This is a genomic window from Pantoea sp. X-Soil-OKNW-556 (assembly GCF_059730695.1).
In genome coordinates, this window is record NZ_AP035990.1 from 4,265,687 (window position 1) to 4,279,547 (window position 13,861).

General features: G+C 55.6%; 13 protein-coding genes. 8 read left to right on the plus strand and 5 right to left on the minus strand.

Annotation, left to right across the window (positions count from 1 at the left end; translation table 11 throughout):
* The first annotated feature begins 215 nt into the window (after positions 1–215).
* Positions 216–458 carry a DUF1158 domain-containing protein gene (locus tag AC6I8T_RS19895; protein WP_084877774.1) on the plus strand — a complete coding sequence of 81 codons (243 nt, stop codon included), beginning with the start codon at positions 216–218 and terminating at the stop codon, positions 456–458.
* Here the strand turns inward: AC6I8T_RS19895 and AC6I8T_RS19900 are convergent.
* The gene (locus AC6I8T_RS19900; RefSeq protein ID WP_497834256.1) at positions 448–1,092 is read right to left on the minus strand and encodes an FMN-dependent NADH-azoreductase; all 645 of its coding nucleotides are present in this window, start codon (positions 1,090–1,092) and stop codon (positions 448–450) included. The two genes, AC6I8T_RS19895 and AC6I8T_RS19900, sit on opposite strands and share 11 nt — an antisense overlap.
* 81 nt (positions 1,093–1,173) lie before the next feature.
* The gene (pdxR, locus tag AC6I8T_RS19905) at positions 1,174–2,616 is read right to left on the minus strand and encodes a MocR-like pyridoxine biosynthesis transcription factor PdxR (protein WP_208724380.1); all 1,443 of its coding nucleotides are present in this window, start codon (positions 2,614–2,616) and stop codon (positions 1,174–1,176) included.
* 64 nt (positions 2,617–2,680) lie between these two features.
* On the opposite strand from pdxR, the gene AC6I8T_RS19910 reads away from it, so the two are divergent.
* A complete protein-coding gene (locus tag AC6I8T_RS19910) occupies positions 2,681–3,136 on the plus strand; it encodes a carboxymuconolactone decarboxylase family protein (RefSeq protein ID WP_021184972.1) in 456 nt (151 codons plus the stop codon).
* A 509-nt stretch (positions 3,137–3,645) separates the two neighbouring features.
* Positions 3,646–5,259 carry a malate dehydrogenase (quinone) gene (gene mqo / locus AC6I8T_RS19915; protein ID WP_021184973.1) on the plus strand — a complete coding sequence of 538 codons (1,614 nt, stop codon included), beginning with the start codon at positions 3,646–3,648 and terminating at the stop codon, positions 5,257–5,259.
* 40 nt (positions 5,260–5,299) lie between these two features.
* Here mqo and AC6I8T_RS19920 read toward each other — a convergent pair whose 3' ends face one another.
* Complete coding sequence (locus AC6I8T_RS19920) at positions 5,300–5,887, minus strand: LysE family translocator (RefSeq protein WP_208724381.1); 588 nt, start codon at positions 5,885–5,887, stop codon at positions 5,300–5,302.
* A gap of 135 nt (positions 5,888–6,022) precedes the next feature.
* Between AC6I8T_RS19920 and AC6I8T_RS19925 the strand changes: the two genes are divergently transcribed.
* The gene (locus tag AC6I8T_RS19925) at positions 6,023–7,513 is read left to right on the plus strand and encodes an aminotransferase-like domain-containing protein (RefSeq protein ID WP_021184974.1); all 1,491 of its coding nucleotides are present in this window, start codon (positions 6,023–6,025) and stop codon (positions 7,511–7,513) included.
* Here the strand turns inward: AC6I8T_RS19925 and AC6I8T_RS19930 are convergent.
* Positions 7,480–8,103 carry a glutathione S-transferase family protein gene (locus AC6I8T_RS19930; RefSeq protein WP_497834257.1) on the minus strand — a complete coding sequence of 208 codons (624 nt, stop codon included), beginning with the start codon at positions 8,101–8,103 and terminating at the stop codon, positions 7,480–7,482. The genes AC6I8T_RS19925 and AC6I8T_RS19930 overlap by 34 nt on opposite strands.
* A gap of 113 nt (positions 8,104–8,216) precedes the next feature.
* Between AC6I8T_RS19930 and AC6I8T_RS19935 the strand changes: the two genes are divergently transcribed.
* On the plus strand, positions 8,217–9,065 hold the full coding sequence (locus AC6I8T_RS19935) for a PhzF family phenazine biosynthesis protein (protein WP_208724382.1): 849 nt from the start codon (positions 8,217–8,219) through the stop codon (positions 9,063–9,065).
* An 83-nt stretch (positions 9,066–9,148) separates the two neighbouring features.
* Here AC6I8T_RS19935 and AC6I8T_RS19940 read toward each other — a convergent pair whose 3' ends face one another.
* Positions 9,149–9,907: an SDR family NAD(P)-dependent oxidoreductase gene (locus AC6I8T_RS19940; RefSeq protein ID WP_208724383.1), complete on the minus strand. Its 759-nt coding sequence runs from the start codon at positions 9,905–9,907 to the stop codon at positions 9,149–9,151.
* Positions 9,908–10,022: 115 nt separating this feature from the next.
* Here AC6I8T_RS19940 and AC6I8T_RS19945 point away from each other — a divergent pair, with 115 nt between their 5' ends.
* From AC6I8T_RS19945 to AC6I8T_RS19955, 3 genes are all read left to right on the plus strand, one after another.
* A complete protein-coding gene (locus AC6I8T_RS19945) occupies positions 10,023–10,922 on the plus strand; it encodes a LysR family transcriptional regulator (RefSeq protein ID WP_208724384.1) in 900 nt (299 codons plus the stop codon).
* Between the two features lie 39 nt (positions 10,923–10,961).
* Positions 10,962–11,969, plus strand: a complete 1,008-nt coding sequence (gene yhjD / locus AC6I8T_RS19950) for an inner membrane protein YhjD (protein WP_021184978.1) — start codon at positions 10,962–10,964, stop codon at positions 11,967–11,969.
* Between the two features lie 276 nt (positions 11,970–12,245).
* On the plus strand, positions 12,246–13,580 hold the full coding sequence (locus AC6I8T_RS19955; RefSeq protein WP_021184979.1) for an MFS transporter: 1,335 nt from the start codon (positions 12,246–12,248) through the stop codon (positions 13,578–13,580).
* Positions 13,581–13,861: the final 281 nt, after the last annotated feature.

The window sequence follows — 13,861 nt, forward strand, 5'->3', positions numbered from 1 at the left end:
GCTGCTAAGTCGATGGAATAGAAGAAAATTATTCAGCCTGTCGTCCCAGGGATTGCGCCGTGTGGGGCTTTGTGCGCTAATGCCCGCTCGATTTGATGCTATTGCACGAATTCGGGTAGCGGCGCGATTTATCGCGCTATTTTCACGGTTATTTAAAACCCGCGCGATAAATCGCGCCGCTACGCTATATGCGCGACTTGTTGTGGAATTTTGCGATGAAAAACCCGTTAGAAACCCTGATTATCCCTGGCGGCATTTTACTGCTGGGCTTTCTCTCCGCGCTGCTGCTGCCTGCGCCAGCCTTTAGCCTGGCGATGGCAAAGAGCCTGCAAACCCGCTTTCATTTGCAGGATCTGAATCAGCTTTACACCATTGTGTTTTGTCTGTGGTTTTTACTGCTGGGCGCGATTGAATTTTTCGTTATTCGCTTCGTCTGGCGACGCTGGTTCAGGCAGTAACCGCAGCATCGGCCCATAGCGTCACCACCGCATCCAGATCGCGATACGCCTGCGCCAGGCCCGCTTCCCGTGCGGCCTGGTCCGCAAATGCCAGCGGTTCTGCGTTGACAAACTGCGGCGCCTGGATGCCGATAAAGCCAAAGGCAGCACGCAGGGCGGGCGTTAAGGCGTCCATGTCAGCATAGGGCGAACCCGGTTGCAGGCTTGCCCCACGCGTGGTCAGAAACAGCGCTTTCTGGCGCGTCAGATTTCCAATCACATTTTGTTGTTCATCAAAGTGATACGTCAGATTGGTGCGAATAATGGCATCAATATAGGCTTTGAAGGCCGATGGCATACTCCAGTTGTACATCGGCATAGCGAACAGCAAGGCATCGGCATCGAGCAGTTGCGCACACAGGCGATCGGAATCTGCCAGCACCGCTTTCATACGTGGCGTGCGTTGGTCCTCCGGTGTGTAAGTCGCCTGGGCAAACTCCCCGCTGACATGGCTCACCGGATGCTGGTCCAGATCGAGATACTCCACCTGCAACGCAGGCAGCTGCGCCTGCAAACGCTCAACAAAATAACGACTTAACGCGCGAGAGTTGGATTTGGCACCTTTTGGGCTGGCATCAACATGTAACAGTTTCATCACTCAGATTCCTCATTCGTTGCAATGAGGCGTACCTTAATCCTCCCATTGGACCAGTAAAAGGCACAAGAATGCGGTTTTTTACTGGTCCATGCGTGGTTGATGCGCATCCACCAGCCATTTCAGCCGTTCGGCACAGCGCGCAAACCCTTCGCGCGGTAACTGGGTCACCCCCAGCAGGAAACCATATTGTCGCCCGGTTTCGTGTTGAAACCAGATGGAGAGCGGTGAAGGTGCCAGGCCATAGGCCAGCGCCTCACGGGCAATTTGCTGGTCTGGCGTGCCTGCGGGCAAACGGACAATCACTGCCAGACCGGCGCGTTGAACATCAGTAAAATGCGGGCGTAATGCCGCAACAATCCCCTCCAGCCGCTCATGATAGACCCGCTTCATACGCCGCAAATGGCGCAGGAAATGGCCCTCACGCAGGAATTCCGCTACCGCGTCATGCAGCAGCGCAGAGGAGGCGGGTGCCAGCAGTGCGCTGGTGTCGGCAAAGCGCGCCGCCAGACCGGGCGGCACCACGACAAATCCCAGCCGCAGGCTTGGGCTGAGGGTTTTACTGAAGGTGCCGACGTGGATCACTCGCCCGTCGTTATCCATCGCCGCCAGCGCCGGGGCGGCACGGCTGCCGAGTTGCAGTTCGCCGAGATAGTCATCTTCCACGATCCAGCGCTGTTGGGAGCTGGCCCAGGCCAGCAACGCCTGGCGGCGCGCCAGCGAGAGCGTTACCCCAAGCGGTGCCTGCTGTCCGGCCGTGACCAGGGCAAATGCAGCATCAGGCGCGCGCGCAATCCCCTCCTCCACCTGCAATCCCTCGACATCGACTGGAATGCCAACTGGCGTGACATGCATGTGCTGCAATGCCGCGCGTGCCAGCATAAAACCGGGTTCTTCCATCCATGCCTGTTGACCGTGTAAACCGAGCGCCAGCGCAATCAAACCCAGCGCGCCCGCGTAGCCATTGGTTACCAGGATCTGACTTGCCTGGCAATGAATCCCGCGCGCCACCGCCAGATAGCCCACCAGCGCCTGGCGCAGCGCAAGGCTGCCGCGCGGATCGGGATAACCGCGTGACTGGCTGGCCTGCTGGCGCGCCTGCCGTTGTACTACGCGCGTCCAGACTTTGGCCGGAAAAGCGTCGCTGGCGGGGACGCCCATTTGGAAAGTCAGCGGCGCCGTGTCGAAGTCATACACCATGTCAAGCAGAGCGGACCCTGTCGCAGCCACCGCCGCGCGCGGCGGCTGGCTTAACGCCGCTGCCGCCACAAAGGTGCCTGCCGCCCCTTTTGCCACCAACAATTGGCTATCCACCAACATGTCATAAGCGCGACGCACCGTGCCGCGCGCCACGCCCAGCTGCACTGCCAGATCACGGCATGATGGCAAGCGCGCACCGGCCACCAGTTGCCCTTCGGCAATCGCCATGCTGAGTTGCTGATGCAGCTGTTCACTCAACCCCCGCGTATCGCTGCGATCCAATGTCAGGGCGAATGGGCCACTGCTTTTGTCATTTTTTGGCACTTTTGTTGCTCCATACGGCAGTGAACAATGCAGATGAAAACCTTAACTGATTGAGGAACGAAAGATGAGCCAACGTATCGATTTTTACAGCGCCGCGCCCGGTGCGATGAAAGCCCTGGGTGGCGTTTATAGCTATCTGACACAAACCGACCTGTCGCACAGCCTGCTGGAGCTGGTATTTCTGCGCGTTTCGCAGATTAACGGCTGTGCTTACTGCATCGATATGCACACCCAGGCACTGCACAAAGCCGACATGCCGTGGCACAAAATTGTGTTAACCCAGGTATGGCATGAATCAGGCACGCTGTTTGATGCCCGCGAACAGGCAGCGCTGGCATGGGCCGAGAGCCTGACGCTGATTGCCAGCCAGGGTGCGCCCGAGGCGTTGTTTGCGCAAGTGAAAGCAGTGTTCAGCGATAAGGAGATTGTGGATCTCAACGTGGCAATCGGTTTGATGAATACCTATAACCGGCTGGCGATCAGTCTGAAAAAGTTACCTGATAGTGCACCGCGTGATTGAAATTTCTTCTGACGGGCGCGGTAGCTCGCGCCTGAACAAGTCATCACACAAATGTAACATTATTTTTACACAACCAGGCGAAATATCGCGCAACATAAAAATCGCATAAAAAATCAATTTTCTTTAAATTCAATATTATCATAATGTTAACATTAACCCTTTGGTGTTAACCCCGTAAAAATCCGCACAAAAACATCACAATGTCGCAACATAGACATTGCCGTAACCGTCTGATTAAGGGATAAAAATCCCTTATGACAAGCGGGTTCCGCCGATTAATTCTTATGCTGAATCATTTCTGCCTTTAAAAAATAAACAAACGTTTAATTCCGATACGAGAATGTTATATTCGAATGACTATGCATAACGTGCAGTTAACCGTTAGCACCCCCACGACTTAACCTGAGTCTTAACCTTTGAGAAACGGCGCGACGCGCTCGAAAGAAGCGTGGCTGTTTCGCCTGCGAACCTGTTGAACTTCAGGTCAACAGAAGAGGAGATGTCGCCTCATGAGCAAAACTGCGGTAAATCTGGCGCTGGCAGTAAGCGCCGCTGGCATGGAAAGCGCAAACCTTCAGGAACGAAAAGACGTTGATGTGCTGTTAATTGGCGCTGGCGTCATGAGCGCTACTTTAGGAACCTGGTTGCAAGACCTGGAGCCGGATTGGTCTATTGAGATGGTCGAACGCCTGGCAACGGTAGCGGAAGAGTCATCCAATGGCTGGAACAATGCCGGTACCGGTCACGCTGCGCTGGCGGAGCTGAACTACACGCCGCAGAAGGCGGATGGCGGCATCGATATTTCTAAAGCGGTGGCGATTAACGAATCGTTCCAGATTTCCCGTCAGTTCTGGGCGTATCACGTTCAGAAAGGCAATCTGCGCAATCCGAAAAGCTTTATCCACAGTACGCCGCACATGAGCTTCGTCTGGGGCGACGACAACGTCGAATTCCTGCGCAAACGTTTCCAGGCGCTGCAAAAAAGCACCCTGTTCCGTGGCATGGAATACTCAGAAGAACGCGATCAAATCACGCAGTGGATTCCGCTGGTGATGAATGGTCGCGACAAAAAACAGAAAGTGGCTGCCACCTGGACCGAAATGGGCACCGACGTGAACTTCGGTGAAGTGACGCGCCAGCTGATCGCCGCCCTGGAGAAGAAAGCCAATTTCCGCCTGCGGATGCGCCAGGAAGTGCGTGATATCAAGCGCCTGAGTGATGGTCGCTGGCAGGTTAGCCTGTTTAATCCCGACAGTGGCGAAAGCCGTGTGCTCAACGCCCGTCAGCTGTTTATCGGCGCAGGCGGCGCGGCACTGCCGCTGCTGCAAAAATCGGGCATCCCGGAAGTGAAAGGCTATGCCGGTTTCCCGGTGGGCGGCTCGTTCCTGGTGACAGAGAACCCGGACGTGGTGCAGCAGCATATGGCGAAGGTGTATGGCAAAGCCTCTGTCGGCGCACCACCGATGTCCGTGCCGCACGTTGATACCCGCGTGCTGGATGGCAAGCAGGTGCTGCTGTTTGGTCCCTTCGCCACCTTCTCCACCAAATTCCTCAAGCAAGGTTCGCTGCTGGATATGTTCGGCGCGATGAATGGCAGCAACCTGATGCCAATGATGCAGGTTGGGCTGAAAAACTTCGATCTGGTGAAATATCTGGTTGATCAGGTGCTGCAAAGCGACAGCGATCGTATGGACGCCCTGCGCGCCTATGTACCGCAGGCGAAGCAGGAAGACTGGCGTCTGGTGACGGCAGGTCAACGCGTGCAGATCATCAAGAATGATGAGAAAGACGGCGGCGTGTTGCGTCTTGGCACCGAAGTGGTCACCTCACAAGATGGCACGATTTCGGCGCTGCTGGGCGCATCACCGGGGGCATCGACTGCCGCACCGATTATGCTGGAGCTGATGGCGAAGGCCTTCCCGGAGCAGATGCGTTCGCCTGAGTGGCAGACCAAAATCCGCACGGTTATTCCATCCTGGGGCCGTAAACTCAACGGTGACGTGGCACTGACCGAGAAAGTATTGGCAGAAACCAGTCGCGTGCTGCAACTCGATTACGCACCGGTGACACCGATGGCCGCGAACGACGAAGGCCGCGAAACCGCGCACGTCGTCGGCAAGTAAATACCTGTAACGGCGCGGTTGATCGCGCCGTTTCGTATTCTTACACCAACTGCAACGCGTCGTACAACATCCACCCGGTCGTCACCACCAGCGACAACGCCATCAGGCTGTTGAAGGCCTGGCGCTTCCACGCAATTTGCAGGTGGTTGCGCAAGCGATCTCCCAGCGCCGCCCAGATCAAAATGCACGGCAGGTTCAGCAGCGCAAATCCCACCACGATCGCCGCCACCCCATTGCTGTTGGCATACATCAACGCCACGTTACTCGCCATTAACCAGGCTTTGGGATTGACCGCCTGAAACAAGGCACCACTCAGGATGGTCATCGGCTGAACGCTGTCTCGTGCCTCGGGCGCTCCCGCACGAAAAATCTTCCACGACAGCCAAAGCAGGTAGCCACATCCCACCAGCGTTAACGGCAGGCGAATCGCGCTCATCCAGTGCAGCAGCACCTCCAGCGCTACCCCCGCCAGTACCACCTGCATCGCACAGCCCAGCATAATGCCGAACACCATCGGCAACGTACGCTTAAAGCCAAAATTCACCCCGGAAGTGGCAAGCAGCAGGTTGTTCGGGCCGGGGGTGATCGACATAACGGTGACATAACTGAAGAAAGAGGGATCGAGCATGATGCAGTTCCTGATTGATCAACATGACTTCATGCTAATCGTCACAACGCAATGGAAACAGAGACACAAAATGACTATTGTTATGGTTACAGTTTGCCAAATTGATAATTGTACCCATCAAATGCGGAGGCTTTTGTGTCCCTTCCTCTTTCATCCGGCCAGACGCTATATCAGCAGCTCGCCGACAGCTTTGCGGAATCTATCCACCAGGGAACACTGAAGCCCGGTAAACGCCTGCCCGCCATACGTCGGGTAGCGCAATCCCATCAGGTGAGTATCAATACGGTACTCAATGCCTGGCAAATTCTGGAAGATCGCGGCCTGATCGAAGCACGTCCTCAGTCCGGGTATTATGTACGCAGCGTGTTACCTGCGCTGACACGTCCGGTACAGAAAATGCGCGCGAAGGTGGATGACCCGAGTACACAAAAGCTGGAGCTGATTGAGCAGGTGTTTGCCGCGCAGAATAACCCGGACTACACCAATATCTCGCTGGCCTGCCCACAAGATGCTGAATTGTATCCGTCAGCCCGTCTGAGCCGGATAACCGCCAGCGTTTTACGCCGTAACCCGCAAATAGTTGGTCGTTACGCGCTTCCGCCGGGTAGTGAGCGCTTACGGGAGGAGATTGCACGCCGCAGTCTGCATACCGGGATAAACCTTACCGCGCAGGACATCACCCTCACTCACGGCTGCATGGAAGCACTACAACTGGCGCTGCGCGCGGTCACCAAACCCGGAGACTGTGTCGGGCTGGAATCCCCCACCTACTTCTTTCTCTTCCCACTGCTGGCTTCACTGGGGCTGAAAGCGCTGGAGATTCCCACCGATCCACAGCAGGGATTATCGCTGGATGCCCTGGAGATGCTGCTCCAGGAACAGCGTATTCAGGCGCTGATCGCCATGCCCGGCGCGCAGAACCCACTCGGCTACGTGATGCCGCTGGCGAATAAGAAACGTCTGGCGAAGTTAGTAAATACTTACCATCTTCCATTGATTGAAGACGGTCTGTACGACGAATTGCAGTTTGACTGGCCGTTGTCACCGCCGGTTAAAGCCTTCGACAACGATGGCTGGGTGATTTACTGCACCAGCTTTACCAAAACCGTCGCACCCGATTTTCGCATCGGCTGGACCGCCGCCGGGCGTTTTCACGAAAAAATTGCGCGGCTGAAGGCGGTGTCGTCGATGTCGGAGTCACGCCTGCTGAGCGAAGTGCTGGCGGAGTTTCTCGCCAGCGGTGGCTACGATCACCACCTGCGCACCCTGCGTCGCCGCTATGCTGCCAATCTTGATGCAGCGCGTGGCATTATCGCCCGCCATTTCCCGCAGGGAACGCGCGCTACCCTGCCGCGCGGTGGCTTTGTGTTTTGGGTCGAACTGCCGGGAAAAGTGGATACCGTGGAGATGTTTCATCGGTTGTTGCAGGAGCAAATTTGCGTCACGCCGGGTGCGCTGTACTCACTGAGTGAGCGCTACACCCATGCGCTGCGCCTCTCCTGCTGCTATCCGTTCGATGCGCGTTATACCTGGGCACTGGAGCGCACTGGCGCACTGGCCTGCGAATTAAGCGGCCTGCCGCCAGGACAGGATCAAGGCGTGCCGTTACGGCCCCAGGTGGTGTAACCCTCGCGCTCGGTCAGGCGTTCGTAATAGGTGCGTACCGCTGGCAGGTCGGCATGTTCCAGCGGAGTTTCAAACCAGCGGTTCACCGCCAGACCGACCGGGATATCCGCCAGAGTGAAGTTACGACCTGCTACGTAGCGCCCGGTTTTTTCCAACTGCTGGTTGAGAATACCCATAGTGTGATTCCAGCCTTTGCAGGCTGCCGCCAGCAGACGTTCATCCTGGTGGGCGGGTGAATTGCGCACCAGCGACATAAACGCGTAGCGCCATGAGGTGTTAAGTTCAGTGGCTTGCCAGTCAGTCCATTGATCGATCGGTGCACGGGCGCGCGGGTTTTCCGGGTAGAGCCACTCGCCGCCGTAACTGGTGGCAAGATAGCGCAGAATGGCATTGGACTCCCACATGACGAAATCGTCTTCGATAATCACCGGGATCATGGCATTGGGGTTAAGCGCCAAAAATTCGGCAGAGTGCAGGGATTTGTTTTCATCGCCCCAGACTTCGTGCTCGTAAGGAATATCCAGCTCGGCACATAGCCACAAAACTTTGCGCACGTTAATTGATGATGTGCGGCCAAGAATTTTTAACATAGCGAACTCCGGTTGCATAATTGTTAATCTATTCATAGCCCTAATGATTACCTTTAGCAATCAACATCATGTAAATCAGGATTTCAGACCACCTCAACGAGGAAGGAGTGACAATGAAGGTCGCGTTTAAACAAGTGGATGTCTTTACCTCATCAGCCTTTCGCGGCAATCCGCTGGCGGTGATTATGGATGCACAGGGATTGAGCGATGCGCAATTGGCTGCGATTGCGCGCTGGACCAATTTGTCGGAAACCACCTTTGTGCTGCCACCGGAGGATGCAGCAGCGGATTATCGGGTGCGCATCTTTACCCCCGGTGGTGAGCTGCCGTTTGCCGGGCATCCGACGCTTGGCACCGCGCATGCGCTGCTTGAGGCGGGCTGGCCGCTGAAGATGCCGGGCAAAATCGTGCAGGAGTGTGGCGTTGGCCTGGTGGACGTCAGGATCAGCACTGACGGAGCGCTGGCTTTCGCCGCCCCGGCAGCCACCCTGACTCCCTTCAGCGATGCGCTGATCGGCAGCGCCATTAATAGCGACGCCCTGGATGAAAGCCAGTCGCCTACGGTGGTGGATATGGGGATCCGCTGGCTGCTGTTACCGATGACCAGCGCCGCAGCAGTGCGGGAGATTAAGGCCAACGCCAGTGATCTGCTGCGCTTGCAGAAACACGCCAAGGTGAATGGCATCGCCCCATTTGGCCCGCTACCACAAGGTGAAAGCGAACAATATGAATTGCGCGCGCTGTTTATAGAGAACGGCAGCCTGGTGGAAGATCCGGTGACCGGCAGCGCCAATGCCTGCCTGGCGCGCTATTTGGCGTCACAGGGCGATACCCGCGACTACCGCGCCCGTCAGGGCAGCGTGGTTCAGCGTGACGGACGCATTCAGGTCAGTTTCACGCCAGAGGCCATCTGGATTGGCGGCCAGACAGTGACGGTGATCGACGGCACCATCGAACGATAAGGCACCGATGCACATTGCGCGATAAATCGCGCCGCTACGGTATCTGCACATATTTGTAGCGGCGCAATTTATTGCGCGATTGATTACAGTGCTTGCCCGCCGGACGCTTCGATACGCTGGGCGGTGATCCAGCCAGTTTCATCGCTCAGAATTGCGCTGACCGCGTCGCCGATATCATCCGGCAGTCCCACGCGGCCCAGTGCCGTCAGCGAGGCAATGGTGTCATTGATTTCTTTGGTGTCGCGTACGCGGCCACCGCCAAAATCCGTCTCAATCGCCCCTGGTGCCAGGATGTTGACGCGGATACGCCGTTCGCCCAATTCCTTCGCCTGGTAGCGCGTCAACACTTCCATCGCCCCTTTCATGGAGGCATAGGTGCTGGACCCTGGATAAGTGATACGCGTCAGGCCGCTGGAGATATTGAGGATACGACCACCATCAATAATCACCGGCAGCAGCTTCTGGGTAAGGAAGTACGGCCCTTTGAAATGCACGTTGACCAGTGCATCAAACTCGTCCTCGGTGGTTTCGCTGAACAGCTTGTAGTGACCGTGACCGGCGTTGTTCACTAAATAGTCAAAGTTGTCTCGCTGCCACACCTTTTGCAGCGTCTCTTTAACCTGACTGACAAAGCCATCAAACTGACGCGTATCGCCGACATCCAGCAACAGCGCGGCAGCACGCGCACCCAGCGCTTCAATTTCCTTCACCACTGCCTCAGCTTCTTCTGCATGGCTGCGGTAAGTAAAAATAATATCGGTGCCTTTTGCGGCCAGTTTTAGCGCGGCATTCTTGCCTAAACCGCGATTGCCGCCAGTAATCAACGCAATTTTGTGACTCATGATTCGCTCCTGTTGCAAAATTGAACACGTTTCAAGGATATTCTCTGAGGTTTGATCTATAAACTGGTTGTAATGCGCTGCACTGTTTCACTAACAACAACAATCGGTGAACAACATGGATAAAATTCACGCAATGCAGGTTTTTGTGCGGGTGGCAGAAATGGGCAGTTTTACCCGCGCGGCAGAGAGCCTTGGTTTGCCAAAAGGCAGCGTATCGCGCCAGTTACAGGCGCTGGAAAATCAAATGGGTACACGGCTGCTGCATCGCACTACGCGCCGTGTCCATCTCACCCAGGATGGGCTGGTTTATTACGATCGCTGCCTCGATTTGTTGTCGATGCTGGATGATATGGACAGCCTGTTTCAACACGATCCGGCGACGCTGAGCGGCAAATTGCGCGTGGATATGTCGGTAGCGATGGCGACCGGTTTTATCCTGCCGCGGTTGCCGGAGTTTTTGCAGCACTATCCCGGCATTGAGATTGAGCTTAGCAGCAGCGATCGCCAGGTGGATGTGATCCGTGAGGGATTTGACTGCGTGATACGCGTGGGGGAGCTGAAAGATTCCGGCCTGATCGCGCGTAAAATCGGAACCCATGCCTTGATTAACTGCGCCAGCCCCGATTACCTTTCCCGCTTCGGTATGCCGGTGCGCCTGGAAGATTTATCGCAACATGCGATGGTGCACTATACCCAGCAGTTGGGCCAGCCATCGCCTGGCTTTGAATATTTTGATGGCAAGCAGACGCATTTCGTGCAAACCGGCGGCGTGGTAACCGTCAACAGCACCGAAACCTATCGTGCGGCGTGTATTGCCGGGCTGGGGATTATTCAGGTGCCGGCGATTGGCGTGCAGCCATTGCTGGAGTCCGGGCAACTGGTGGAAGTGCTGCATCATTTTCCGGCTAAACCGATGCCGATTTCGCTGCTCTATCCGCATCGACGCAATGTTGCACGCCGGGTGCGGGTGTTTATGGAGTGGTTAAGCCAGGTCTTGCAGGAGTACGTCACTTAGCAGGCTATAATTTTAATTTCGCTGTGAACAGGATGATGAATGTCTATGACGGACGAAAAAAATCAGGAAAAAGCGGCCGGGCAAAAGCCGCTCATTGATCTGAAAACCGGTAATCAGCATGTGGACCGCTCGATTGTGCATGTCTCACGCTTCGCGACCTGGTTTCAGGCCATCCCGGCGGTAGCCCATTTTTTGCGCGCGCTGGAGCGGTTCAATGATCGTCTCGGCAGCCAGTTTGGTGCCGCCATTACCTACTTCTCGTTTCTCTCATTGATACCGATTTTGATGGTCTCCTTTGCGGCGGTCGGTTTTGTGCTGGCGTCGAATCAGGATTTACTCACGGAGTTGATCAACAAAATCGTCAACAGTATCAGCGATCCTAACCTTGCCAATACCCTGAAAAACACCGTCAATACGGCGATTCAACAGCGTGCTACCGTCGGCCTGACCGGCCTGCTGCTGGCGCTGTATTCAGGCATTAACTGGATGGGTAACCTGCGCGAAGCGATTCGCGCGCAATCGCGTGATGTGTGGGAACGGAAACCTGATGATCAGGAAAAATTCTGGAAGCGATACATTCGTGATTTTATCTCACTCACCGGTCTGATGCTGGCGCTGGTCATCACCTTGTCGCTGACCTCGGTGGCTGGGGCAGCGCAGGCCGCGATTGTGCAGGCGCTGGGGCTGGATCATATTGAGTGGTTACGCCCGGCGATGACCATCATTACCCTGAGTATCTCTATCTTTGCTAACTATTTACTCTTCCTGTGGATTTTCTGGATTTTGCCGCGCCACAAGCCGCGTAAGAAAGCGCTGTTTCGCGGTACGCTGCTGGCGGCTGTTGGCTTTGAGGTGATTAAGTTTGTCATGACCATTACCTTGCCGAAACTGGCGACCTCCCCCTCCGGTGCGGCATTTGGTTCGGTATTAGGTCTGATGGCATTTTTCTACTTCTTTGCGCGTCTCACGCTGTTCTGCGCCGCCTGGATCGCCACCGCCAGATATAAAGATGATAAAGAGATGCCACAACCCCACCAGCAACATTAGTTACATTTGCCGCAACAGCCAAAAATGTTCCCCATTGGCTGTTTTTGCGGCAAAACCCAGCAGGAATCGCTAAAGGGTCACTTTTATTTGGCCCTTTTGCAGAGATTCCCGCCAAAAAAGCCGCCGTTCCCCTTCCCATCCGCCGCCGATTGCATGAACTCAGAAATTATCCTCTTTTTCGCCGAAAAAGCCTGTTGTGACGCGGTTTTTCGCCATTGAATGACGCAAAACAGGTGCGTAAGATTCTTTGTTTCAATTTACAATTAAGAAACAGTTATGCAAGCCTCCATCACAGAACCACTCGACAAAAAACACGACGATGCGCCAGTCAATTCACGCGGCAAAGTGGTCGTAGCGTCTCTTGTCGGCACCGCGATTGAATTCTTCGATTTCTATATTTACGCCACTGCGGCGGTGATTGTTTTCCCGCATATCTTCTTCCCACAGGGTGATGCCACAGTCGCGACGCTACAGTCGCTGGCGACGTTTGCCATCGCCTTCGTCGCGCGTCCAATTGGTTCAGCGGTGTTTGGTCACTTTGGTGACCGCGTGGGCCGTAAAGCCACCCTGGTGGCTTCCCTGTTGACCATGGGGGTATCGACCGTACTGATCGGCCTGCTGCCTGGTTATCAAACCATTGGTGTGGCTGCACCGCTGCTGCTGGCGCTGGCACGTTTTGGTCAGGGTCTGGGCCTCGGGGGCGAATGGGGAGGTGCTGCGTTGCTGGCAACCGAAAATGCCCCGGCGAAAAAGCGTGCGCTGTACGGATCGTTCCCGCAGCTTGGCGCACCGATTGGCTTCTTCTTCGCTAACGGTACCTTCCTGCTGCTCTCCTGGCTGCTGACTGACGAGCAGTTTATGCAATGGGGCTGGCGTGTACCTTTTATCCTCTCCGCCGTACTGGTGATTATCGGTTTGTATGTTCGCGTATCGCTGCATGAAAGCCCGGTATTCGCAAAAGTGCAGAAAGAGAAGAAGCAGGTACGCGTACCGATTGGCACCCTGCTGAGCAAACATCTTGTGGCGACCATTCTCGGCACCTTTATCATGCTCGCCACCTATACGCTGTTCTACATCATGACCGTCTATTCCATGAGCTACGGCACGGCGCCAGCGCCGGTCGGCCTGGGTTATTCACGTAACAGCTTCCTGTGGATGCTGATGGTGGCGGTGATTGGTTTTGGTGTGATGGTGCCGATTGCTGGCCTGCTGGCTGACCGTTTCGGTCGCCGTAAAACCATGATCACCATTACCCTGATGATTATCGCGTTCGCCTTTATGTTCCCGGCGCTGCTTGGTTCGGGTTCGCAGGTGCTGGTGATGGGCTTCCTGCTGCTCGGCCTGAGCATTATGGGCCTGACGTTTGGCCCGATGGGTGCGTTGCTGCCAGAGCTGTTCCCGACTGAAGTGCGTTATACCGGTGCTTCGTTCTCCTATAACCTGTCGTCGATTCTGGGGGCATCCGTTGCACCTTATATCGCGACCTGGCTGAACGCGAACTACGGTTTGCAGGCGGTGGGTTTTTATCTGGCTTCGATGGCGGCATTGACCTTGATTGCGTTGATTGCCTGCAAAGAGACACGTAATCAGACGCTGTATGAAGCGGTGTGATGCGTTGAAGTGTTAAATGCGAAACCCGGCTCAGGCCGGGTTTTTTATTGGGTGGGGTTAGGTGCGTGCTGTTACCCTCACCCCGGCCCTCTCCCATGAGGGAGAGGGAGGTGTGCCATATGCTCGATCAGTTCCCTCTCCCATGAGGGAGAGGGAGGTGTGCCATATGCTCGATCAGTTCCCTCTCCCGCTTGCGGGAGAGGGTTAGGGTGAGGGTAACAACACGCAGCTTAACCCAAAAAAAACCCCGGCAAGCCGGGGTTTTTCGTTGCTGAAAACTG

What these genes read in the sequence shown, in the direction of transcription:
- AC6I8T_RS19895 (WP_084877774.1), top strand. Translation starts at nt 216, where the DNA reads ATGAAAAACCCGTTAGAAACCCTGATTATCCCTGGCGGCATTTTACTG.
- AC6I8T_RS19900 (WP_497834256.1), bottom strand. Translation starts at nt 1,092, where the DNA reads ATGAAACTGTTACATGTTGATGCCAGCCCAAAAGGTGCCAAATCCAAC.
- AC6I8T_RS19910 (WP_021184972.1), top strand. Translation starts at nt 2,681, where the DNA reads ATGAGCCAACGTATCGATTTTTACAGCGCCGCGCCCGGTGCGATGAAA.
- mqo (WP_021184973.1), top strand. Translation starts at nt 3,646, where the DNA reads ATGAGCAAAACTGCGGTAAATCTGGCGCTGGCAGTAAGCGCCGCTGGC.
- AC6I8T_RS19920 (WP_208724381.1), bottom strand. Translation starts at nt 5,887, where the DNA reads ATGCTCGATCCCTCTTTCTTCAGTTATGTCACCGTTATGTCGATCACC.
- AC6I8T_RS19930 (WP_497834257.1), bottom strand. Translation starts at nt 8,103, where the DNA reads ATGTTAAAAATTCTTGGCCGCACATCATCAATTAACGTGCGCAAAGTT.
- AC6I8T_RS19935 (WP_208724382.1), top strand. Translation starts at nt 8,217, where the DNA reads ATGAAGGTCGCGTTTAAACAAGTGGATGTCTTTACCTCATCAGCCTTT.
- AC6I8T_RS19940 (WP_208724383.1), bottom strand. Translation starts at nt 9,907, where the DNA reads ATGAGTCACAAAATTGCGTTGATTACTGGCGGCAATCGCGGTTTAGGC.
- AC6I8T_RS19945 (WP_208724384.1), top strand. Translation starts at nt 10,023, where the DNA reads ATGGATAAAATTCACGCAATGCAGGTTTTTGTGCGGGTGGCAGAAATG.
- yhjD (WP_021184978.1), top strand. Translation starts at nt 10,962, where the DNA reads ATGTCTATGACGGACGAAAAAAATCAGGAAAAAGCGGCCGGGCAAAAG.
- AC6I8T_RS19955 (WP_021184979.1), top strand. Translation starts at nt 12,246, where the DNA reads ATGCAAGCCTCCATCACAGAACCACTCGACAAAAAACACGACGATGCG.